Origin of the sequence: Streptomyces sp. NPDC052016 (genome assembly GCF_044548445.1) — a bacterium.
Classification (GTDB): Bacteria; Actinomycetota; Actinomycetes; order Streptomycetales; family Streptomycetaceae; genus Streptomyces.
Window position 1 is genome coordinate 79,291 of sequence record NZ_JBIUBX010000036.1, and the last position, 21,281, is coordinate 100,571.

At 71.7% G+C, this 21,281-nt stretch carries 23 protein-coding genes and 1 pseudogene; 11 read left to right on the forward strand and 13 right to left on the reverse strand.

The window, feature by feature from the left end; translation table 11 throughout:
- Window positions 1-28: 28 nt before the first annotated feature.
- Both ACIHAR_RS35520 and ACIHAR_RS35525 read left to right on the forward strand, forming a co-directional pair.
- Window positions 29-496 carry an HIT family protein gene (locus tag ACIHAR_RS35520; RefSeq protein ID WP_400023333.1) on the forward strand — a complete coding sequence of 156 codons (468 nt, stop codon included), beginning with the start codon at window positions 29-31 and terminating at the stop codon, window positions 494-496.
- 231 nt (window positions 497-727) lie between these two features.
- Window positions 728-2,026 carry an LCP family protein gene (locus ACIHAR_RS35525; RefSeq protein ID WP_365463479.1) on the forward strand — a complete coding sequence of 433 codons (1,299 nt, stop codon included), beginning with the start codon at window positions 728-730 and terminating at the stop codon, window positions 2,024-2,026.
- Window positions 2,027-2,278: 252 nt separating this feature from the next.
- Here the strand turns inward: ACIHAR_RS35525 and ACIHAR_RS35530 are convergent, their stop codons facing one another.
- The 3 genes from ACIHAR_RS35530 to ACIHAR_RS35540 form a co-directional block, all read right to left on the reverse strand.
- Window positions 2,279-2,875 carry a Uma2 family endonuclease gene (locus ACIHAR_RS35530; RefSeq protein ID WP_365463482.1) on the reverse strand — a complete coding sequence of 199 codons (597 nt, stop codon included), beginning with the start codon at window positions 2,873-2,875 and terminating at the stop codon, window positions 2,279-2,281.
- A 47-nt stretch (window positions 2,876-2,922) separates the two neighbouring features.
- Window positions 2,923-3,783, reverse strand: a complete 861-nt coding sequence (locus ACIHAR_RS35535) for a helix-turn-helix domain-containing protein (RefSeq protein WP_400023334.1) — start codon at window positions 3,781-3,783, stop codon at window positions 2,923-2,925.
- Between the two features lie 138 nt (window positions 3,784-3,921).
- Window positions 3,922-4,455 carry an ATP-binding protein gene (locus tag ACIHAR_RS35540; protein WP_400023336.1) on the reverse strand — a complete coding sequence of 178 codons (534 nt, stop codon included), beginning with the start codon at window positions 4,453-4,455 and terminating at the stop codon, window positions 3,922-3,924.
- Window positions 4,456-4,580: 125 nt separating this feature from the next.
- Between ACIHAR_RS35540 and ACIHAR_RS35545 the strand changes: the two genes are divergently transcribed.
- On the forward strand, window positions 4,581-5,456 hold the full coding sequence (locus ACIHAR_RS35545; RefSeq protein ID WP_365463491.1) for a helix-turn-helix transcriptional regulator: 876 nt from the start codon (window positions 4,581-4,583) through the stop codon (window positions 5,454-5,456).
- Window positions 5,453-5,641, forward strand: coding sequence for a DUF397 domain-containing protein (locus ACIHAR_RS35550; protein ID WP_400023338.1), 189 nt, complete (start codon window positions 5,453-5,455; stop codon window positions 5,639-5,641). The genes ACIHAR_RS35545 and ACIHAR_RS35550 overlap by 4 nt, the downstream gene beginning before the upstream one ends.
- A gap of 4 nt (window positions 5,642-5,645) precedes the next feature.
- On the opposite strand, the gene ACIHAR_RS35555 is transcribed toward ACIHAR_RS35550, so the two are convergent.
- Both ACIHAR_RS35555 and ACIHAR_RS35560 read right to left on the reverse strand, forming a co-directional pair.
- Window positions 5,646-6,668 carry a hypothetical protein gene (locus ACIHAR_RS35555; protein ID WP_400023339.1) on the reverse strand — a complete coding sequence of 341 codons (1,023 nt, stop codon included), beginning with the start codon at window positions 6,666-6,668 and terminating at the stop codon, window positions 5,646-5,648.
- Complete coding sequence (locus ACIHAR_RS35560; RefSeq protein ID WP_365463500.1) at window positions 6,661-7,266, reverse strand: RNA polymerase sigma factor; 606 nt, start codon at window positions 7,264-7,266, stop codon at window positions 6,661-6,663. The genes ACIHAR_RS35555 and ACIHAR_RS35560 overlap by 8 nt, the downstream gene beginning before the upstream one ends.
- Before the next feature lie 81 nt (window positions 7,267-7,347).
- Here ACIHAR_RS35560 and ACIHAR_RS35565 point away from each other — a divergent pair, with 81 nt between their 5' ends.
- Together ACIHAR_RS35565 and ACIHAR_RS35570 are read left to right on the forward strand one after the other, a co-directional pair.
- Window positions 7,348-7,698, forward strand: a complete 351-nt coding sequence (locus tag ACIHAR_RS35565) for a hypothetical protein (protein ID WP_365463503.1) — start codon at window positions 7,348-7,350, stop codon at window positions 7,696-7,698.
- Between the two features lie 7 nt (window positions 7,699-7,705).
- On the forward strand, window positions 7,706-8,071 hold the full coding sequence (locus ACIHAR_RS35570) for a DUF952 domain-containing protein (protein WP_400023340.1): 366 nt from the start codon (window positions 7,706-7,708) through the stop codon (window positions 8,069-8,071).
- 30 nt (window positions 8,072-8,101) lie between these two features.
- On the opposite strand, the gene ACIHAR_RS35575 is transcribed toward ACIHAR_RS35570, so the two are convergent.
- Window positions 8,102-8,578: a hypothetical protein gene (locus tag ACIHAR_RS35575; protein WP_400023342.1), complete on the reverse strand. Its 477-nt coding sequence runs from the start codon at window positions 8,576-8,578 to the stop codon at window positions 8,102-8,104.
- Between the two features lie 61 nt (window positions 8,579-8,639).
- Window positions 8,640-9,026 (reverse strand): luciferase family protein, encoded by a 387-nt coding sequence (locus tag ACIHAR_RS35580; protein WP_365463512.1) that lies wholly within the window; start codon window positions 9,024-9,026, stop codon window positions 8,640-8,642.
- Window positions 9,027-9,153: 127 nt separating this feature from the next.
- Here ACIHAR_RS35580 and ACIHAR_RS35585 point away from each other — a divergent pair, with 127 nt between their 5' ends.
- Both ACIHAR_RS35585 and ACIHAR_RS35590 read left to right on the forward strand, forming a co-directional pair.
- A complete protein-coding gene (locus ACIHAR_RS35585) occupies window positions 9,154-11,514 on the forward strand; it encodes a FlgD immunoglobulin-like domain containing protein (RefSeq protein WP_400023344.1) in 2,361 nt (786 codons plus the stop codon).
- Between the two features lie 102 nt (window positions 11,515-11,616).
- Window positions 11,617-12,420 carry a HEAT repeat domain-containing protein gene (locus ACIHAR_RS35590; protein WP_400023346.1) on the forward strand — a complete coding sequence of 268 codons (804 nt, stop codon included), beginning with the start codon at window positions 11,617-11,619 and terminating at the stop codon, window positions 12,418-12,420.
- Window positions 12,421-12,446: 26 nt separating this feature from the next.
- On the opposite strand, the gene ACIHAR_RS35595 is transcribed toward ACIHAR_RS35590, so the two are convergent.
- Window positions 12,447-12,779: an antibiotic biosynthesis monooxygenase gene (locus ACIHAR_RS35595; protein WP_365463521.1), complete on the reverse strand. Its 333-nt coding sequence runs from the start codon at window positions 12,777-12,779 to the stop codon at window positions 12,447-12,449.
- 263 nt (window positions 12,780-13,042) lie between these two features.
- On the opposite strand from ACIHAR_RS35595, the gene ACIHAR_RS35600 reads away from it, so the two are divergent.
- The gene (locus ACIHAR_RS35600) at window positions 13,043-14,617 is read left to right on the forward strand and encodes a carbohydrate-binding protein (protein WP_400023348.1); all 1,575 of its coding nucleotides are present in this window, start codon (window positions 13,043-13,045) and stop codon (window positions 14,615-14,617) included.
- A gap of 195 nt (window positions 14,618-14,812) precedes the next feature.
- Here the strand turns inward: ACIHAR_RS35600 and ACIHAR_RS35605 are convergent, their stop codons facing one another.
- Window positions 14,813-15,310 (reverse strand): hypothetical protein, encoded by a 498-nt coding sequence (locus ACIHAR_RS35605; RefSeq protein WP_365463527.1) that lies wholly within the window; start codon window positions 15,308-15,310, stop codon window positions 14,813-14,815.
- A gap of 289 nt (window positions 15,311-15,599) precedes the next feature.
- Here ACIHAR_RS35605 and ACIHAR_RS35610 point away from each other — a divergent pair, with 289 nt between their 5' ends.
- Together ACIHAR_RS35610 and ACIHAR_RS35615 are read left to right on the forward strand one after the other, a co-directional pair.
- Window positions 15,600-18,008 (forward strand): hypothetical protein, encoded by a 2,409-nt coding sequence (locus ACIHAR_RS35610; protein ID WP_400023350.1) that lies wholly within the window; start codon window positions 15,600-15,602, stop codon window positions 18,006-18,008.
- 83 nt (window positions 18,009-18,091) lie between these two features.
- Window positions 18,092-18,343: pseudogene (locus ACIHAR_RS35615) on the forward strand (helix-turn-helix transcriptional regulator); the annotation flags it as partial.
- 15 nt (window positions 18,344-18,358) lie between these two features.
- Here the strand turns inward: ACIHAR_RS35615 and ACIHAR_RS35620 are convergent.
- From ACIHAR_RS35620 to ACIHAR_RS35635, 4 genes are all read right to left on the reverse strand, one after another.
- Window positions 18,359-18,772, reverse strand: coding sequence for a VOC family protein (locus tag ACIHAR_RS35620; protein WP_365463533.1), 414 nt, complete (start codon window positions 18,770-18,772; stop codon window positions 18,359-18,361).
- A gap of 42 nt (window positions 18,773-18,814) precedes the next feature.
- On the reverse strand, window positions 18,815-19,030 hold the full coding sequence (locus ACIHAR_RS35625) for a DUF4287 domain-containing protein (protein WP_388751606.1): 216 nt from the start codon (window positions 19,028-19,030) through the stop codon (window positions 18,815-18,817).
- 234 nt (window positions 19,031-19,264) lie between these two features.
- Window positions 19,265-19,798, reverse strand: a complete 534-nt coding sequence (locus ACIHAR_RS35630; protein ID WP_365463538.1) for a hypothetical protein — start codon at window positions 19,796-19,798, stop codon at window positions 19,265-19,267.
- 95 nt (window positions 19,799-19,893) lie between these two features.
- Window positions 19,894-20,751: a hypothetical protein gene (locus ACIHAR_RS35635; RefSeq protein WP_400023353.1), complete on the reverse strand. Its 858-nt coding sequence runs from the start codon at window positions 20,749-20,751 to the stop codon at window positions 19,894-19,896.
- Window positions 20,752-21,281: the final 530 nt, after the last annotated feature.

Sequence of the window (21,281 nt, forward strand, 5' to 3'; positions counted from 1 at the left end):
AACCCCCAGATCTCGTGAGGAACCGTCGATGGACGACTGCACCTTCTGCCGGCTGATCCACGAGGACACCGCCCGCTGGGTGGCGCGCGGTCCGGTCGCCTGTGCCTTCGCACCCCTCGACCCTCTCGCACCCGGCCACACCCTCGTCGTTCCGACGGCCCACCACAGGGATCTCTTCGACACCCCGCCGCAGACCCTGAGCGCCACGATGGCCCTGGTCCAGCGGCTCGCGGTCACGATGCGGACCGCGCTGGGCGCGGGCGGCGCGGACATCCTCAGCGCCAACGGACCAGGATCGGAACAGTCGGTGCCGCACCTGCACATCCACGTCGTCCCGCGGTGGCGGGACGACGGTTTCAGCACATGGCCCACGGACCGCTCCCGGCGCCGCACCGAAGGTGGCGAGGTCGCCCGGCTCGCCGCCGCCCTGGCCGGCACCACGGACGCCGGGAAGCCGCTGAGCCCCCCGGACCGGCGGAACGCCGGGGGCTGGTGAGACGTCTGAGTTTTCGGGACGTATTCCTACGTGCGTGTAGGGTTCCGTCGTTCGGCGGTGATCCACGCCGCACGATCCGAGCACGGTGTACGGGGTGGAACGGCCGAGGCGGAGGGGCGAGCGCCGGTGAGCGGAACAGGAAGGCGTCGGCGTACTCCGGCGGGCAGGGGCGAGAGGCCCGCGAGGACCAGACTGACGCGGCGGGGGCGGATACTGGCGTGGAGCGCCGGGGTGACCTCGGTGGTGATCCTCGCGGTCGGCGGGGTCGGCGCGTGGATCTACCAGGACCTCAACAACAACATCAACTCCGCCGACGTCGACGACAAGCTGGGCGGCGACCGGCCCGAGAACCTCAGTCCGGGCTCGAAGAACATACTGGTCGTCGGTTCCGACAGCCGTGAGGGCGCGAACGCCAAGTACGGCAACAAGAAGGACCTGACCACCATGCAGTCGGACACGCTGATGGTGCTGCACGTCCCCGCCGACCGGAAGTGGGCCGCGGTCGTGTCGTTCCCGCGTGACTCGTGGGTGAAGATACCGGCCTGCGACATGGGCAACGGCAAGACGTCCTCCCCGCACAAGGGCAAGATCAACGAGGCCTTCGCGATAGGCGGCACCAGCGGCGAGGTCGCCGGGGCGGCCGCGTGCAGCATCAAGACCGTCGAGGCCCACACGGGCCTGCGCATAGACCACTTCATGTCGGTCGACTTCTCCGGCTTCAAGGGCATGGTCGACGCCCTGGACGGCATCGAGGTCTGTCCCGAGCAGGCCATCAACTCGGACAAGGCCCGCCTGAGGATGAAGGCCGGCTGCCAGACCGTCGACGGCGAGACGGCCCTCGGCTACGTCCGGGTCCGCTACGGCGTCGGCGACGGCTCCGACATCGGCCGCATCGGCCGCCAGCAGGAGTTCATGAACGCCCTGGTCAAGAAGGCCAAGGAGAAGCTGACGAGCCCCAACGCCCTGTACGGCTTCCTCCAGTCGGCGACGAAGTCCCTGACGACCGACCCCGACCTGGCGGGCATCCAGCCGATCACCGCCCTCGCCAACGAGCTCAAGGGCATCCCCAGCGAACGGCTGGCCTTCCTCACCGTGCCCAACTACCCGCGCGAGGCCGACGTCCCGACGGACCTGGCGAACGTGGTGTGGCAATACCCGCAGGCCGCCAACCTGTTCACCTCCCTGGCCAAGGACAAGGAGATGACCAAGGCGCAGCTCCAGACGGCCGTGAAGGACCTCGTGTACGCATCCCAGGTGCGCGTCCAGGTCCTCAACGGCACCGGAGTCTCCGGCCGTGCCGCCGCCGTCGCCGAGAAGCTGCGCGCGGCGGGCTTCACCGTCGCCGGGACCGGCAACGCGCCGGAGACGGTGACCAAGACGGCCGTCAGCTTCCCGGCGGGCATGGAGAAACAGGCCGCGGTCCTCTCCTCGCGGCTGCCCGAGGCCAGGTCCGCCGCGTCCGCGGACGCCGCCGCGGGGGTGGTCACCCTGGTGGTCGGTCCCGACCTCAAGGTGGACCAACTCGGCTGACTGGGCCGTCCGGCTGACGGTGGTTCGCAACACCTCCGGAATGCGGTAAGCTTGATCACGAGCTGGTCGCCACAACAGCGGCGAATCGGTTCTGCGTTGGTGGTCCAAGGAAAGACGCCCCGCTTCCTGCGGGGAGATGCAGGTGCAAGGCCTGCCCGGCGCTCTCACTGCGAGGCCCATCCCGTGTCGACGGGGTGGGCCTCGTGCGTTGTCCCCGGCAGGGGAAGAGCCTCATGGCCCCGTAGGCGTGTCTCACTCCTCCGCGTAGAGCGGAAGCTGCGCGGTGGAGATCGTCCACTCCGCGATGGTGACGTCCTCGCCGTAGACGAAGTCCTTGCGGGTGGCGTAGCGGGGGCCGTCGGGGGTGGGGTGGATGTCGCTGAGGACGGCGCCGGTGCCCGTCCTGGGATCGAAGATCGCATAGACGGGGACACCGATCAGGGGGTAGTCGCGCATCTTGGTGCCCCAGTCGTTGTCGGGATGGGAACGGGAGACGACCTCTACGGCGGCGACGAGCGACCGGGGGTCGAAGGACCCCTCACCTTCCATCTCCGCCTCGGCGATCACCATCACATCGGGGCGGCGCATGATCCCTTGGGTCTCGTCCTCCACGTCGGGCTCACCCGTGTGGGCCACGAGCTCTTCCGGCATCACCTTTTCCAGGCGTTTCCGGACGCGCAGCACGGTCAGCTCGTGCGGCTTCATGGGCGCCATCAAGTCCAGGACGATGCCTTCCTTGGTGATCTCGAACTTGCCGGGGAGGTTGTCGTCCGCCGACTGCACGAAGTCCCGCATGGCCCGGTAGAGGAGGGAGGCGCCCTGTCGCGGGTTGTCCGGGGCGATGGTCATGGCGCTCGCTCCTCGTCGTCCGTGCCCAGGGTCAAGGATCGTCGCTTTCATGCTAGGCGGCCCCCGGGTGAAGCGGCCCGGCAGTCACGGCAGCGGCCGGGGACGGGCGAGCGGAAGGCGCGGTCGCAGGAGTCACAGGTCTGGAGGGGGTGCCGGACCGGTGGGGGCGAGGCGGCCGCGCGGAAGGGTGGTGGGGGCGGGAGCTGGGCCGCCAGGCGGTGGGCCAGCAGGGCGGCCGGGCGGCGGAGGGGGTCCAGGGGGAGGCCGGCGCTCAGGGCGTCGCGTACGGCCATGGGGGTGACGTCTCTCTCCAGCCAGGCGGCCACTCCGGGGGCGAGGTGGGCCGTGTCGCAGGCCGAGAGGAGGAGGCGGGGGTCGTGGCGGCGGAGGCCGGCGAGGAGGTCGGTCGCCGCCTGGAGGAGGGCGGGGGAGGGGTACGCGGGTTGTGGCACGGCGGGCAGCGCCTTGCGGGGAGCCGGGCGTTTCCTCGGCGGCGGTGCGGGGCTGTGGTCGTCGGCCTTGCGCCGCCGGCCGGGGTGGTTGCACGAGATCGTGCGGGTGATGATGCGGCCGCCGGGCACGCGGGTGCGTTCGCGGCGCAGGTAGCCGTGGGCCTCCAGTTCGCGCAGGGCGGCGGCGATCCGGGTGGCTCCCTCGGGGAAGCGGGCGGCCAGGGACTTGATGTCGACCCGCGCGCCCTTCGGCAGCGACTGGATGTGCACGCCGAGCCCGATGGCGAGGAGCGAGAGGTCGGCGTGCTGGGCGAGGTGGTTGCCGATCACCGTGAAGTGGGTGGTGTGACGGGCGTTCTCGTGCACCAGACCGCCGGAATTCCGCCGGTTCGGGTGGTCGTTGGCGGCAATGCGGGACTCGGCGTGCGTGCGCGCGCTAGGGTTTTTCTCATCCATCTGGGAAGTTCATGCCTTCCTCGGTGGTCAGGCCCTCGCACTGGGATGGCAGTCCCGGCGGGGGCCGTCGCATGTCTGCGGTCGGTGCGCTGAGCGTAAGGCAGGCAACCCGCCCGAAATCCAGCCGAGTTGGCATATTCACCCCCTCGGGTGAGTTTGCCGCGCGGGAGGGAGGGGTGGGGCTTGGTCGGGTTCTTTCACCGTCGTGGTTCTTGAAAAGAGACCGCCCCTCGCACCGAAGCACGGTGCCTCGTGTTCCGGTGCGAAGCGCACCTCCGCCCAGACCGTCTTGCGCGGCGCCGGCCCCTCGGACACCCCCCAGCGGTGCGCCAGCGCCTCGACGAGCAGCATGCCCCGGCCCGACTCCCCGTCCCCGGCCGCCTGTTCGACGTATGGCACACGGTCACTGCGCGTGTCCGTCACCTCGATGCGGAGGGTGTCGCCGATGACGTAGAGGAGGAGGCGGAAGTCGCGCCCGGGGATGCGGCCGTGCGTGACGGCGTTCGCCGCCAGCTCGCCGACGATCAGCTCGGCGGGGTCCAAGGGGAGTCCCCAGGAGCGGAGTTGTTCCGTCGCGAGAAGACGGGCGAGGCGGGCTCCGCGGGGTGTGGGGGACAGCTGCGCGTGGAAGTTCCGGATGCGCGGGTCGAGTCGAGGGGTTTCGTGGATCACGTCACCCAGAGTGGCCAGGCGCGCTTACCGTGAACAGTGACGACGTCGATACGTACGGTCACTGTCCACCGCTTGTCCGGTCGTGTCCGGGCTTGTCGGCGGGGAGCGCGACAGGAGGGGCACGGATGCTGGTCGAGGGTGCGGCGGTACGGCTCAAGGGGGAGGCGGACGAGCCGGGGTGGGAGGTGGATCCGGACGACGAGTGGGGTGTGGCCGTCGTCGCGACCGTCGGCCGCCAGTTGAAGCTGCGCCGGGAGGCGGTGGGGATGCGGGCGGCCGAGTTCGGGGCGGCGGTGGGATACGGGGAGGATCTTGTCTACAAGATCGAGAGCGGGAAGCGGATTCCGCGGCCGGAGTACCTGGACAAGGCGGACGAGGTGTTGGGGGCGGGCGGGTTGCTCTCGGCGATGAAGAAGGACGTGGAGAAGGTCCAGTACCCGAAGAAGGTGCGGCGGATCGCCGAGTTGGAGGCGAAGGCCGTCGAGCTGCAACTGTACGACCCGCTGAACATCCATGGCTTGTTGCAGACCCCGGAATACGGGCGCGGGCTTCTCCTGATGCGGCGGCCCGCCTACACCGAGGCCGAGGTCGAGCGCTTCATCGCCGCTCGCGTGGCACGCAAGGCGATCTTCGAGCGGGATCCCGCGCCCGAACTCAGCTTCGTCCTCGAGGAGTGGACGCTACGCCGTCCCCTCGGAGGGAAACAGGCGTTGCGTCGCCAACTCGAGCACCTCCTGGAAACAGGACAGGAGAGGAGCGTGGAGCTTCAGGTGATGCCGATGGACCGCGAAGAGCACGCTGGAGTGGCCGGTGGCATCGAGGTGTTGAAGTTCGAGGACGGTTCGGCTGTGGGGCGTTCTCCGGCCGTTGCCAACGGACGACCGGTCTCCGAGCCCAAGCACCTTCGTATCCTGGAACTGCGGTATGGCATCATCCGGGCTCAAGCGCTCACACCACGTGAGTCGTTGGCCTTCATCGATCGACTGCTGGGGGAGACATGACCCGCGACGACCTGGCGTGGTTCAAGAGCAGCTACAGCAGTAGCAGCGAGGGCGACTCCTGCGTCGAAGTGGCCACCACCCCCGCCGCCGTCCACATCCGCGACTCCAAGGTCACCGACGGTCCCCGCCTCGCGCTCGCCCCGCAGGCCTGGGCGGACTTCGTGTCGTACGCCGCCCAGGCCTAGAGGGTCAGCGCTCGCCCGCCTTGTCCACGACGACCGTGGCGAGTCGGGTCGCCGTGCCGATCACCGTGCCCTTGGCCACGAACGGGCCCGTGGAAGGCTTGCCGCCCACGTAGTAGTCCAGGGCGGCCACCGAGCGGACGCCCCGGTAGGCGTAGGTCTCCGGGTCGAGCAGCACCTGCATGCTGTTGCGTTCCCAGGCGTAGTCGCGGAAGTTGCCGTCGATGCCGATGGCGAGGACGGTGCGGCCCGCGCCGTCGGTGGTTTTCGCCGGCTTGGTCGCGCCCTCCAGGGAGGTGATGATGCGGTAGAGCGTGCGGGCCTTGTCGGCCGGGACGTGGGACGCCCCTGAGAGGACCTCCACGACCTCGTTGAAGTCACGCTGGGCCTGGGTGAGGCGGTGGGCGTGGGCCGCGCGGGTGGGGATGGACCGCTTGAGGATCAGTTTCAAGGCGGCCTCGGGGGTGTCGGGGAGTGCCGCCACCAGGGCGTCCGTTTCCCGGGGCGGCAGCATGGTGCCGGCCGGCACGCCGGGGCCTTTCCGCATCAGCACGTCATCCGGATCGTCCGCGCCGTGCTTCGGCAGGGCTTGATATCGGCCGTCGTAGCGGACCCACTGGTCGGTCGCGATCTGCTTGATCGGCTCAAGGGTGCACGAGCGTGGTCCCGGTGAGAGCTTCATTACGCCGGCCTCGCTGTAGAGTTCGGTGCTCCAGGCTGGGCCGCAGTTCAGGGCGTCCACCCGGACCTGCTGATACACCCACTGGTCCGCCCGTGGTGGCGGCGTCGGTTCCGCCGGCTCGGTGTGGTCCTGCCGCAGCACCAGCGTGGACAGCAGGGCCGCCGCCACCACCGCGGCGACCGAGCCCAGCGCCTTCAGCTTCCAGCCGACGACCGGTCCACGCCGGGGCGCGGCGATCTCGTCCAGCAGTCGCTGACGAGCCGGGGTGAGCCGTGCGTGGTCGGGCACGGGTGCGTCGGCGCGCAGGCGCCGGACCGCCGTCATCTCGTCCGTCACCGGTTCAGCCATGGCCGATCATCTCCGGAAGGTCGCTCACGAAGGTGGGGTCCGCGTCCCCGAGGGCACGACGGACCTTCTTGCGGGCCCGGTTGAGGCGCGAGCGGACCGTGCCCACCGGGATGGAAAGGGCCTCGGCGACCTCCTGGTATTCGAGGTCGGCCCAGGCGACGAGCAGCAGGACGTGTCGGTCGCCCGCGGAGAGACCGGCCAGCGCGCCGGCCAGCGGACCGTGGGCCGCCTGGGCGGTGACGCGGCTGTCGCTGCGGTCGGTCCAGGAGTCGGCCACGGGGTCGTGGCCGGTGCGGGCCAGCGTCTTGAGGGCCCGCACCTCGGTGCGGCGCTGCTTGCCGATGAGGTTGGCCGCGATCCCGTACAGCCACGGCCGGGCGTTCGGCCGCGTGCCGTCGTAGCGCATACGGGTGCGGAACGCGGCCAGGAAGGTCTCGGCGGTGATGTCCTCGGCTGCGTCCTCCCCCAGGCGGCGGGCCGCGTAGCGGTGGATGTCTGCCGCGTGCCGGTGGTAGAGCTCGCCGAACAGCTCGGGCCGGGCCAGCGAACCGGCGATCAGCGCGGCGTCGTCGTCGGCTTCGCCGGGTGGGCCGTTCACTCGGTCTCCATGTCTGGTGTCGGTCACGCCCCTTGTTACCCGCAGGACCGATCGGGGTTCACGGTCTGCGAAGGTGGCCCGATGCGAACCGTCTCCGCCGTTGTCCGCCGGACCGCCGTGCCCCTGCTGGTGAACCTGCTGATCGGCATACCGACGCTCGTCGCCATGGTGTGCGCGCGGTGGTACGTCGCCCACGGTCACTGCGGGTACGACGACCTCGGACTGCGCGACCTGGACCAGTGCACGTACGACCAGATCGAGAACAGCGGGTTCGTCCGGTTCGGTCTGATCCTGTTCGGCGGGCTGGTGTTGTTGCTGATCCTGCTCTTCGACGTCCTGAGGCCGCTGGCCAGGGAAGCATCCCTCAAGCCGCGGCTGTGGACCCTCCCGGCGATCTTCCTGCCGTACACGCTCCTCGTGTCGGCGGGATAATCGGACGATGATCTACCACGTCGTGCCGAAGGAGGACTGGGACGCCCGTCCCGGCCAGCCCTACGCGCCCTCCTCCCTCTCCGAGGACGGCTTCGTGCACTGCTCCCCGGACGAGGCGACCACGCTCGCCGTCGTCGACGCCTTCTACCGCGAGGCGCCCAGGCCCCTGCTCGTGCTCCTCGTCGACGAGGGCCGTCTCACCGCACGGTGCGCGTGGGAGGCGGCCGATCCCGCCCCACCGCCCGGCGTGCCCGGCGGCACCCTGTTCCCGCACGTCTACGGCCCTCTCGACCGTGAGGCGGTCACCCGTGTCCTCACCGTGCGGTGGGACGACGGGGGGCGGGCCGCGGGGCTGGTGGAGACGGCTGCCTGACGCGGATCGCCGGCGTCGTGACGCCGTCCGTCAGCACCACTCGCCGTCGTCGTGCTCCGCGGTGATCTCCACGTGGATCCGGCCGCCGTCCGGCTCCTCCACGCTCAGGTACGCGGTCGTGCCGCCGACCGGCTTGGTGAAGCAGCCGGGGACGGCGGCGGCCTGCCAGCCGTCCGCGGACGCCGCCCGCCGGTAGTGGCTCAGGACGCTCCCGGGAGCGGGAGCGGACGCGGCGACCGATTCGGCGGCCTTGTACCGCGCGCCCACGGTCACGAACAGATCGTCGTCGTCGCAGGACCGGTAGGACTCCTCCCGCTCGGCCCCCGGCGGCTGCGAGTCGAGGACCTTCTCGGCCGCCAGCGCGCCGGCCAGCCGGTCCTCCGCCTCGCCGCAGCCGTACACGGTCAGGAAGTACAGCGCGGGCGCCCCCACGACCACGGCTCCCCCCGCCAGCACGCCCAGCACCGACACGCCTGCCACGGCCCTCGCGGCTCCCACTCTTCGCATGGGCCCGGACGTTAGCGCACGTCCCCGCCGGGCAGCACCGGGTGCCGGCCGGTCGGCGCTCCTAGGGTTCGTCGCGCGGCACCAGCGTCACGCGGTGGAAGTTGCAGGAGGCGGGGGACGGGCCGGTGCCCGGTGCCGCCGCCAGGTGCGCCTTGAGGGCCATGCTGACCAGGCTCATCAGCAGGTCCACGTCCGCGTCGCAGTCGAGGTGGACGGTGACCCACCGGGAGCCCGGCACCAGCCGGACCGCCGTCGACCCCCGCAGGTCGGCATGGATGCGCTGGATGGCCGGGACGGTGAGGTGCAGGTCCACGTCCCGGTCGGAGTGGAAGTGGAGTATCTCGCTGTGCACGGAGCGCAGTGCCCGCCCCGCCCCACAACTCGCCCGCACCGCGCTGAGGTCGGGCCAGGCTTCCAGGCGCTCCAGGGCGCGCTCGGCGAGAGTCATATGCCCATGGTCGCCCGCTCATCGCACGGCTACCAGGGGTTGAGGGAAATGTAACCGCCGCGTGAGGTCGCGCAGTTGGCTGTGCGCCGGCTGTGACGTTTCCGCCGTGCCCTGCGCTGTGATCAACATGCGCCTCACATTCGAACGCACGCCCGATAATGCCCGCCGTCTCGCCCGCCGACTCTCGCTCCTCCTCGCCGTCGCCACCGTCCCCGTCCTCGCCGTCTCCCCGGCCGCCCACGCCGAGGACACCTCACCGGCCGGGCTCGTACTGCCCGCCCCGGCCACGTACGTGCCGGTGCAGGACACCCTGTACGCCGCCGGCGACACCGGCTACCTGCACCGCCGCGAGACGACCGACGGCTCCACGCCGGTGTACCAGTGGCGCGGTCATGACGGGACCGAGCGCACGGTCGAGAACTTCACCGGCAAGGTGCCGGGCCAGCAGGGCTACTACGGCGCCGGCACGGACATCCTGCCGGTGCCGATCGGCGCGAGCGGTGTCGTCGAGCTGCGCGACCCGGCGACCGGCGAGTCGACGCGACTGACCGTGCCGGAAGGGCAGTACACGGTCGGCTCGTTCGGGCGGACGGTGCTGACGATCTCGTACAACGAGGTCTGGCAGGTGGACAGGCTGCACATCCTCCGCGTCCAGGACGGCGTCACCGTCGACACCCCGGTCGACCCGGCGGACGGAGAGCGCTTCGACCGGTACCCGGTCGTGGCCGGCGACGGGCAGGTCGCCGTCGTGCGGTTCCTCCGCGGGCGCACGCTCGGCGTTCTCGACCTGGCCACCGGCGCCCTCACGCCCGTCTCCTCGAACGTCGTCGTCGACGAGTCCTGGAACATCCAGGCCGCCGTCTCGCCCACCCACATCGCCTGGTACCAGCAGGGCATGAGCACGGCCCGGGTGGTCCGCCGCGACGACCCGGCCGGGGCGCAGACCGCCGTCGCCGTACCGGCCGCCGGGGAAACCGGCGGGGACATCCCCGTCGTCGGGCTGGCGGGCGACTGGCTGCTGACCGGTTACCGGCCGGGCGCCCCGACCGAGCAGAACCCGCCGCTCCGCCGCGGCGGCCCCCTCAAGGCCACCCCGCTGGGCGGCGGTTCACCCGTCACGCTGCTGGCCGCCGCCCAGCCCGACCTGTTCCAGGTGCCCGGCGGCGGCGCGGTCGCCGTGGGCGGCGCGGACTCCGGTGACTGGGCCGTGCGCCGGGTCGAGGTCGCGGCGGACGGCGGCCTGACCCTGCGCACCCTGTCCGAGGTGCCGTCCAGACCGGCCGTGGTGCGCGGGATCGCGCTCTCCGGCGGTCACTTGGTCACCAAGGAGGAGGACAGCGCGCCGCGCCCCGCCTACCTGACGCGGAAGGTGACGCTTACGGGGACGCCGACGGCGGGCCCGCGCTCGGAGCTCACCACCGCGCCGCTCGGGGACACCTACGGTCAGCCGCTGGGCGCCGGCGACGGATCGGTCGTCCACGTCCGGCACGACGACACCACCCAGCGGGACGTCCTCGTCCGGGCCACCGCGTCCGGCACCCGCACCGAGGTCGTCCCCTTCGACCGGAGCACCCCCGCCACCTCCGGCCGCGGGCTGCGCGACGCCGCCGGCCGCTACGCGGTGTACGGCGGCGGCGACGAGCGGGTCGTCGTCGACTTCGAGGCGCCCGGCGGCGCGGCGGTCGTGCAGCGGCTCACCACGCCGGCGGCCGCGCTGTGGGGCTCCCAGCTGTGGACCACGGACGGCACGGGGGGACGGATCGAGGCCCGCGACCTGGTGACCGGCACGGTCACCGCCTACTCGGTCGGCGCCTCCTGCGTGATCCGCGACATCCAGACCGTCGGCCGCTGGGTGTACTGGGACTGCCTGGGCCAGGACATCATCGGCGGCGACCGGTCCACCCCGTTCGGGGTGTACGACCTGGCGACCGGCGCGTCCGTCAGCCTGCCCCAGCGCGGCGAACTCGGCGACGGCTTCGTCGTCAACCACGACACGAGCGCCGGCAGGCTCCAGCTCACCGACTTCCACACCGGCACCGCGACCGAGCCGCGCACCCTCACCGACCTGCCCGCCGTGTCCTACTGGAAGAACTACGACGTCGACAAGTTCGGCGGCGGCGTCGCCTGGCTGGACGGCACCGGGCAGGCGCACGTCGTACCGAGCGGCGTCCCCGCCCAGCCCCTCACCGTGACCGCGACCGACGCGCCGACGGCCTACGCCCGGACGGACGGCGCGACGTGGAACCCGAAGTGGCGGCTGTCGAAGCCCGCCACCGGCGCCCAGTTGGTGATCAAGCGCAAGACGAAGGTCGTGCGCACCCTCGACGCCACCGCCGTGGGCGCCGCCCTGACGGCCCGCTGGGACGGCACCCTCGCCGACGGCACCCGGGTCGCCGCGGGCACGTACACCTGGCAGCTCACGGCCACGCCCGAGGACGGCACCGGAACAGGCCTGAACCTGACGGGCACGCTCACCGTGACGGACTGAGCCCCGGGGGCAGCGGACCCCCACGACAGCGGACCCGGACCCGGCCGGTACGGCACACCGCCCGTCGGGTCGGGCTCCGCCCGGAGCCGTAGCATCCCGGCCATGGCGATGTTCGTGCACCTGACCTCCGCGGCCGACGCCCCCCGCATCCGCCGCTCCGGCATCCGCGCGGAGAGCCACGGCCAGGGCGGCGCACGCGGCGTCTACTGCTTCCCGGTGCTGCCCTCCCACACCCTCACCCACCAGTGGCTGCGCGAACTGGCCCGCACCGGCAGCCGGGGCGGCCTGGTGGCCGTCCACTTCCGTCTCGACGACCTCCAGGAGGTCCTCGTCGGGCACTACCGGGACCGGGCGCGGAACGGCCGGACGACGGTCACCGCCGCCGAGGCGGTGCGACGGGTCCTGACGCTGGAGGACCCGCGGGGCTGGGAGGTGTTCGTCCCCCGCGCGGTCCGCCCCCGCGAGGTGCACCGCATCCGCGCGGCACCCCAGGTCGCGGGCTGGCGCCACCTCCCCGACGCGCACGGCACCCGCCCCTGCACCTGCTTCGGCTGCCGGGTACGCGGCGGCTACGGCGCGCGCCGCCTGCGCCGGCGCCTGCCGCACCCGCTGGACGGCCCGCCGCCCCCGCCCCGGGTGCTCCTCGCCCGGCTCGCGGCGGCCGGTACGCCCGGGAACGCGGCCGTGCTGCGGGAGATCCTGCACTGGTTCGGCATGCGCCGCCGGGGTCCCCTCCCCCGGCTCACGCACCTCGCCGCCCACCCCGATCCGGGCGTCCGGGAGGACCTGGTGTGGGCGGTCGCCCGCTGGACCACCCCCGGTGTCCCGGACCTGCTGGACGCCCTGGCCGGGGATCCCGACCCGGACGTCCGCGAGGCGGTCGAGGCGGTGCGCGACCCGGGGTGAGACGGGGTCACCCCGGACGCCCGGCGTCAGTCCTGCTTGGGCGCCGCCTGCTGGACCACCTCGAAGGACCACAGCGTCGCGTCCGTCGCGGCCGGCCTGGGCCGCTCACCGCCACCCTCCCCGGCCCCGCCTCCGTGCGCCGCCTGGGCACGCCCGGACATCCAGTTCTGGAAGTCCTCCTCGGTGCGCCAGCGCGTGTACACGAGGTACTGGTCGGTGCCCTCCACCGGGCGCAGCAGCTCGAACCACTCGAAGCCGTCCGAGCCCTCCACCGCGCCCGCCCGGGCGGCGAACCGCTTCTCCAGCGTCTCGCGCTGCTCCGCCGGAACCGTGAGTACGTTGATCTTGACGATGCTCATGGCCCCATTGTCCAGCAGGCGTCCGGGCGGGACCTCGTTCGGGAGGCCGTCGGCGCGCACCGCGTCCACGTATCGCCTTCCACGTTCGCGCGGTGGTCGGGTCCGCCCCTCGCGGACGCTCGGTGCACCGCTTCGTCGTCCACTCATGTGAACAGGAATCAGGTACACGTCTCTTGACGTGTACAGGATGGGCCCTCAAGCTTCCGGGGGAAAGCGCTTTCTCCGATAGGCGACCCGCACCGTCCTGGAGAGGGAGACCCCCGATGCGTCTGAGATCCGTCATAGCGAGCGCCGGCCTGATGGCAGGCACGCTCGCCGCACTGAGCGGCCCCGCGGCGCAGGCCGCGACCGCCCGCTACGAGGCCGAGAGCTCCCCGGCGGTCTGCACCGGCACCATCGACTCCGACTGGACCGGCTACTCCGGCAGCGGATTCTGCAACGGCACCAACACGTCCGGCGCCTACGCCCAGTTCACCGTGAACGCGGCCACCGCCGGCACCGCGACGCTGAACGTCCGCTTCGCCAACGGGACCACCACGGCCCGGCCCGCCTCGCTCGTGGTCAACGGATCCACCGTGCAGACCCCGTCCTTCGAGGGCACGGGCGCCTGGTCCACCTGGGTCACCAAGACCCTGACGGTCACCCTGAACGCGGGCAGCAACACCGTCCGGCTCAGCCCGACCACCTCCGCCGGGCTGGCCAACATCGACTACGTGGAGGCGGTGACCACCGACGGCGGCACGCCCCCGGCGGGCGGCGCGCTGTACGTGGCCCCGAACGGCACCGACGGCGCGGCCGGGACGCAGTCCGCCCCGACCACCCTTCCCTCGGCGATCAGCCGTGTCGCCGCCGGCGGGACGATCTACCTGCGCGGCGGGACGTACGCCTACTCGTCGACCATCACCATCCCGCAGACCAGCAACGGCACCGCCGCCGCCCGCACCACCCTGGCCGCCTACCCGGGCGAGACCCCGGTGCTGAACTTCGCCGCCCAGAGCGAGAGTTCGTCGAACCGCGGGCTCCAGCTCTTCGGGTCGTACTGGCACGTCAAGGGGATCGTGGTCGAACGCGCCGGTGACAACGGCATCTACGTCGGCGGCAGCGACAACGTCATCGAGCGCACGGTGACCCGCTACAACCGCGACACGGGGCTCCAGCTCGGACGGATCGCCTCCAGCACCCCCGCCGGCCAGTGGCCGTCCGACAACCTGATCCTGAGCGCCGAGTCGCACGACAACGCCGACTCCGACGGTGAGGACGCCGACGGCTTCGCCGCGAAGCTCACCACCGGCACCGGGAACGTCTTCCGCTACGCCGTGGCCCACAACAACATCGACGACGGCTGGGACCTCTACACCAAGTCGGACACGGGAGCCATCGGCCCGGTGACCATCGAGGACTCCCTCGCCTACGACAACGGCACGCTGAGCGACGGCTCCCAGGCCGGCAACGGCGACCGCAACGGCTACAAGCTCGGCGGTGAGGACATCGCCGTCAACCACGTGGTCCGGCGCAGCATCGCCTACGACAACGGCAAGCACGGTTTCACGTGGAACAGCAACCCCGGCACCATGACGGTGTCCAACAACCTGAGCATCGACAACACCGAGCGCAACTTCTCCTTCGACGGCGGTACCTCGGTGTTCCGCAACAACACCTCCTGCCGCAGCGGCAGCGGGACGAACGACCGGATCATCGGCGACTCCGACAGCTCCAACCAGTTCTGGTCCGGCTCGAACGGGTCCCGGTGCTCCTCCTACAGCGGCGCCCTGGGCTGGTCGTTCGCCTCGGACGGGCGCCTGGTGGTGACCTTGGGCGGCAAGCAGGTCACGCTGTAGCGGGGACTTCCCTGGAGCGGGGGCGCCGTGTGAGCGGGGGCGCCCTGTGAGAGGGGGCGCCCTGTGAGAGGGGGCGCCCTGTGACCGGGTCGGCCCGCCGCCGTCAGGAGAGCACGTCAGTGACCGGCCGTCGGACTCCGGCGGCCGGTCGCGGCTTTTGCGCCACGGCCGTCCGGCCCGTAACGCCGCGGGCGATCACTTCAGAATGTCCCGCAGATGCGCGTCCAGGGGCCGGTCGATGTCGTCCTTGTCCCAGTACAGCGTCAGGACCAGGCCCAGGGGATCGGTCCCCTGTCCCTCCCGCGCCTTGGCCCGGCCCACGCTCGGGGTGTCGATGAAACCGGGCGCGCCCGAGCCGAACAGGTCCGGCAGGGGGCTGCGGCGCGGGGCGAACGGCCAGTAGTGCCAGACCAGGCCCTTCCTCCGGCACGCCGTCTCCCCGATGTACCAGACGGCCCCCTGGAGGAAGGGGTCCCTGCGCGAGGCGTCGATGTCCGTGTCACTCCGGTAGCGGGAACGCACCAGCTCCTCCAGCGCGTCCAGCGACTCGGGCGTGAAGTCCCAGCGATCGGGCAGCCCCGTCTCCTCGGCCCACGCGCCGAACGCGTCCGCGCGCTCCTCCAGCCACGCCCGCAGCTGCCGGCCGAACCTGTCCGGACCGTCGTCGGTCCGCGCACCTGACTGCTCGCTCATGGACCTCACCCTAGGCGCTGTCGTCACACTCCCGTCCGCCGGGCGGACGACGGGAGTGTGACGACAGGACCTGGAGCAGGGCGTCCCGGTGGCACGGCGGTTGCGATGGCCCGTAAAGGACCCAACTGTCCTTCACAAAGGTGAAGTTGGCGCACGTTTATGACGCGTAACCATTGCCTCCGCAGACACAGGAGCCTCTAAGGTTTGGTAGCCGGCGGTGGACCGTACGGGGGGCCCGCGCCGCCGTGGTACATGTCCCAAGTGCCCCTCCACATCAGGGACATCCATCGTGAGAACAGCTTTACGACGACATCTCGGACGGCGCACCGGCACAGCGCTCGCCGTCCTGGCCGGTGCGGGCATGATGCTGACAGGCCTGCCCGCCGTTCAGGGCGAGGCCCACGCGGCGCCCGCGCTGAAGGGCAAGCGCTGCGACGAGCTGTATCTCGGCCGCAAATACAACGCTCCTGTGGCCGGCTCGGGCATACCGGGCAAGAACCAGCAGTACAGCGTGAATCCCGAGTCCGACTGGGGCAACTACTTCGTCGACAACCCCTCGCACTCCTTCGACGGTCTGCAGGCACCGTCCGCCGCCCAGCAGAAGCTCGCCGGCAAGACGCCCGCCGACATCGCCAAGTGGAAGGCGAAGTTCAAGGAGACCGGGAACATCAAGTACCGGGTTCTGGAGATCTACGCCCGCTACGGCCAGAACCTCGCCCGCAACAACAGCGGCACCATCCGTGACTTCCGCCGCTACATGGACGTCCGGATCATCGGCAACGAGTTCAACCGGCTCAAGGGCGAGAGCTTCGAGGCGCGCCTCGTCAAGAAGTTCATGCTGGTCGGCCCCGACTGGCTGTGCCAGGTCGAGGTACCGGTCACCGACAGGAACGGCAAGCCGGTCCTCGACAAGAACGGCAAGCAGGTCGTCCGCATCTACGACGCCTACAACGCCAAGACCAAGGAACTCGGCGAGTTCAAGTCCAACGGCAAGCACATCGCCAAGCAGTTCGCCCTGGACAAGCGGGTCCTGCGCTCCCCGGACTTCCGGGACCACAGCCTGCGCCTGATCACCGGCGAGAAGACCAGCAACAACACCCTGAAGCAGTACCGGGAGCTGAACGCCGCCATCCAGCGTGAGACCGGCCGCTCCAACGGGGTGACCGTCCGGGAGCAGCGCTCCAACGCCGTACCGCGCTGGACGCCCAACCAGTACACGCGCTACAACCCCATCTTCAACCCGAGCCCCAGCCGGGTCGGCACCGGCGGCCCGCTCGACGACGCCGCCTACCGCTCGGGCCGCACCCCGCAGGAGGCCAGGAGCCTCCAGGGCATGTACCAGGGCGAGAACACCCGCGGCGGGTTCGGGCGTCCCGGCGGAGTCGACTTCTCCACCCTGGAGCTGAACTACGTCGGCAACCCGGTCAAGGGCAAGGGCATCGACTACTCGTTCAAGGCCGACTACGTGCCCGACGAGGACGCCAACCCGGGCTTCGGCGGGGAGACGGCCGTCCAGCTCGCCTCGGACGCGTTCTTCACCTGGCTGGCGCTGAGCCCGGACAGGATGTGGGTGAACCTGAACCCGGACCACCCCGAGCAGATCATGGACGACGGGTTCGCCCACACCGACGCCGGCCGCATCCTCCTCGAAGCGGACATGGAGATGAAGCGGGACTTCTCCCGCGCGTACGACTACAAGACGCCCGAGGGCAAGCAGCTCTGGGACAACGCGGCGAAGATCGACGGCATGCCGTGCATCCACACCACCCGCAACTGGATCACTCCGAAGCCGGCGAAGGTGCGTGAGCAGGACGGCGGCATCTACATCCTGGACGCCCCGCTGCGGGTGGAGTCCACCGCCGAGAAGTACACCACCCAGCCCGGCGGCGGCGACAACCCCTGCACCCGGCTCACCGACGAGCAGATCAAGCACAACCAGGAGCTGATCAACCGGTACATCGTCCCGGTGGTCGAGAAGCAGATCAACACCGACGCCAAGTACAAGGACCTGCGGACCGTGTACCGCTCCCGCGTCGCCGCGGAGTGGGTGCGTGCCCAGGACGCCCGGAAGGCCACCGACTTCCGCCCGATCATCAACAGCAACGACCTCGAGCGGTGGCCGCTGCGCGCTCCCCACCAGAACTGGGACAAGATGACCGTCTGGCAGCAGATGGTGAAGTCCTTCAAGGAGGGCGAGGTCGAGTTCGAGGTCCCCGCGAACGGGCAGGTCTACATCTACTCGATGGGTGGCGTCGACTTCTCCAAAGCCCCGAAGAACAACATCCCCCGGGCCACCTTCACCGCGGAGAAGCCCCGTCTGGACACCACGACCAGGACGTCCGTGAAGACGGAGACCGCCTACCGCAACACCGAGACCGCCTACCTCGGCGGCAACGGCACCCACACCGCGCCCGGCGGTGACAACGGCGGCGGAGGCAAGCCCACCCCGTCCCCGTCCGGCACCGGGACCGGCAAGCCGACCGGCCCGCCGCAGAGCCCGGACCCGTCGACCCCGGCGCCCCAGCCCTCGACGACCCCGGGCGGGAACAACACCCCCGCACCGCAGGGCGGCGACGGAAGCCTGGCCGGCACCGGATCCCAGGCCCTCACCGTCTCGGGCATCGCCGCGGCCCTGCTCGCGGGCGGCGCGGCCCTGGTGTGGTGGCGGCGCCGGCACGCGGCCGCGAACCGGTCCTGACACCCGGCCCCGAGCGGCCACCTGCATGAGCCGGCCCCGCACCCGACTCGGGTGCGGGGCCGGCGGCGTGGGGGGCGCGTCCCCCGCCCCCCGGCGCCCACCTGGCGCCCCCGGAGCGCCTGGCCGAACTGACCGGCCGGGAGCGGGAGGTGATGGCCCTGGCGGCGGAGGGGCGGTCCAACGCCGAGATCGCCGAGGTGCTCGTCCTCAGCCCGCTGACCGTACGGACCCACATCCACCGGGCCATGACCGAACTGGGCGTCCGCGACCGGGCCCAGCTCGTCGTCATCGCCGACCAGACGGGCCTCGTCCAGGCCGCTCCGCCCGCTCCCTGAGCCGGGGGCCTCGCGTCAGTCCTGCGGCTCGTTGATGTTCACCATCCACGGGACACCGAACCGGTCCGTGCACATGCCGAACACGTCGCCCCACATCTGCTTCTCCAGCGGCACGGACACCGAGCCGCCGGCGGACAGCTTCTCCCAGTAGCCCCGCAGCTCGTCCGCGTCGTCGCCGCTGAGGCTCACGGAGAAGTTCTCGCCGGCGCCGCGCTCCACGTCCGGCGGGTTGTCGGCGCCCATCAGGGCGAAGCCGCTCGGGGTCTCCAGCGTGGCGTGCATGACCTTGTCGGCCATCGGGGTGTCCGACTGGCCGAACTCGCCGTAGGTGTTCAGCCGGAGGTCGCCGCCGAAGACCTCCCGGTAGAACTCCATCGCCTCACGGGCGTCGCCGTCGAAGGTGAGGTACGGGTTGAGACGCGAAGCCATGAAAACTCCCTTATAGGGGCGAAACGGTCGTCTGGGCGGAGGTTAGCGCGGGGTGCCGGACTCCGCGAGCGTGTGGGCGACGAGGGCGTTCGCGTGGCCGTGCCCCAGGCCGTGCTCGGACTTCAGCCAGTTCACGAGCTCCATGTGCCTGGTCAGCGGCGAGGAGCGGATGAGGTCCTTCCACTCCGCTATCGGGCGGCCGTACTTCTTCTCGATGGAGGGGAAGTAGCTCGCGGGGCCCTTCACGGCGGCGGTCATGTCAGCGGTGTCCCCTCTGTCCTGTGACGCGTCGTCCTGTGGCGCGTCGGTAGGTGTCGCTGGTCATGACCGGCGGGGACGCCGGATGTCACCGGCGAGAAGAAGTGACCCCCGTCATACGCGTGGCGGAGGTGTGCGGCGGGCGGCTCCTGGCGCGGGTGCGGGGCGGGCGGCTTCTGACGCGGGTGTGGGGCGGGGGGCTCCTGGCGCCGGTGTGCGGCGGACGGCCGGAGATCAGGGAGACCCGTCCGGGCGCGGCGCGGCCGGTGCCTGACGGGTCGTCTGCCGCCGAGGCCCGGTGGGCGGGGTGGCGCCCCAGCCGGGCCCGCCGTCCGGGCGGCGCGTCGGGGGCGCGGGCGGTGGCGCGAGGGGCGCCGTCCGGGCGGCCGCCGCACCGCGCGGCGGGGCGAGGCGGGACACCTGCTCCGGGGACAGGCCGAGGAGGCGGCCGGCGTCGCCCTGGCTCACGCGCAGGTCGTCGACGAGCGTACGGACGGCGTCGGCGACCGCTCGCTGTTCTGCGGCTGCCGCCTCCGCCCGGCGTCGCCGCGCCTCCGCCACGGAGCCCAGCAGGGAGGCGAGTTCGGGTGCGACCAGGTCGAGGACGATCGCGTCCGGCGGGGCGCCGGTGGCCCGGGCGACGAGGTCACGCGCCAGGGCCTCCGCCTCGTCGAGCGTGCGGCCCTGGGTGTGCAGGCCGAGCACCGGTACGTCGGCGGCCCACCAGCGGCCGGTGCGACGCAGCGTCACCTCGTACGAGCGCGACATGGGACTCTCTCCGCCTTCTCGACGTCCGGGGCAGCCGTGCGCGGCGTACGCGGGACGCCGCGGTGTTCCGTCTCAGGCGAGGCCGGGCGGGCCGGTCAGCCGAGACACAGCACGAGCAGGCAGAGTTGCGACGGCGACGTCGCCGCCGGGTCCGGACTCGTCTGCGAGGTGCCGGACCCCGAGCCGTCGGTGCCCGTGGGCGCGGACGCGGCCGGCGGCTCCGCCGCCGTACCGCTGCCGTCGGTGTTCGTCCCGTCGCTGCCGCCCGGGGCCGTGGCGCCGGAGGCCGGAGCGACGGCCTGCTGCTGCGGGACCGGCGCCGTCACCGGCCGGGGCGCGGCCGCGGCGTCCGGGTGGACGGCCGGTGACGCGGTGCGCGGCGTGGTGGGCGAAGCGGCGGCGACGGACTGCCGGCCGGGAGCGTCGGCGGTCGCCTTCTCCTGCGAGGAGGGCGCCGTGGGCCCGGCCGCGCCGGTGTCGCGCGGTGTCGTGGAGGCCGGGTCGGTCACGTCGGCGGCCCGTTCCTCCGCGACGCCCATGCTCCGGTGGTCCGGCGCCGAGGTCGCCTGGGTCCGGTCGGCGGGCTGCCGGTCGAACGCGGCGACCGTGAGGCCGCCACCGACGAGCGCGACGGCGGTCGCGACGGCGGCCTTGCGCTTGTTCTTCTTCCAGCGGGCGAGCTGGCGGCGCCGTGCCGCCCGGCCCTGCGGTGCGGCCGGTACCGCCTCCAGGTCACCGGACGCGTCGGGGAGTTCCCTCTCGTCCCCGCCCGCCGGGACCACGGGGCCGTCGAACCCGTGCTCGTCATGACGGTGGTCCTCGTGCCACCCGTCGGACGCCGGGCCCACCCAGGCCGCGGTCGTCACCACGGCGGTCGCGCTCACGCGCGGGGCGCGGGTGACGGCGACGGGAGGGGCGATGTCCGGGGCGTAGGCGCCGCATCCGGGACACACCAGGGCACCGTTGAGATGCCGGCGACACGAAGAGCAGTAGTCCATCTGCGGTCTTCCTGTTTTGACTGCACCGTCGGCCCGTGTGGGGCCCCGGCCTGGTCGCGTTCGCACGCAGGATCGAGCGGCCAGTGACGCTAACAAGGCTTCGGAAGGGCTGTGTGCAGTCTGTGTGTCACTCTTGCGCAGATTCGCCCCGAGCGCGCGCGGGTACGCTCCGTGACGCCCGTCCCGAGCCGCGGACTCCTGCCGGGACGACAGGCACTGGGGCGTGTCCGCGAAGTCGCGTCGTCCGCCCGGAGGGCGGGGCATGCGGCGTCTGGTGCGTGCTCTCGACGTGCCGGGCGGGCGCCCGCGTACCGGTCGTCCTCGGGTGTTCGCCCGGTGCGGCGAGAGTGCGTGCCAGGCGTCGCGGGCCAGGCGAGACTTCGCGGACAGCCCCTAGATGATCTATTCCAAGGGGTCAGTGATCGTAGGCGGTCAGTGAGCGGGGGGTCGGTTGTCCGGTCTGGTCGTTGTGCCAGATGGCGGCG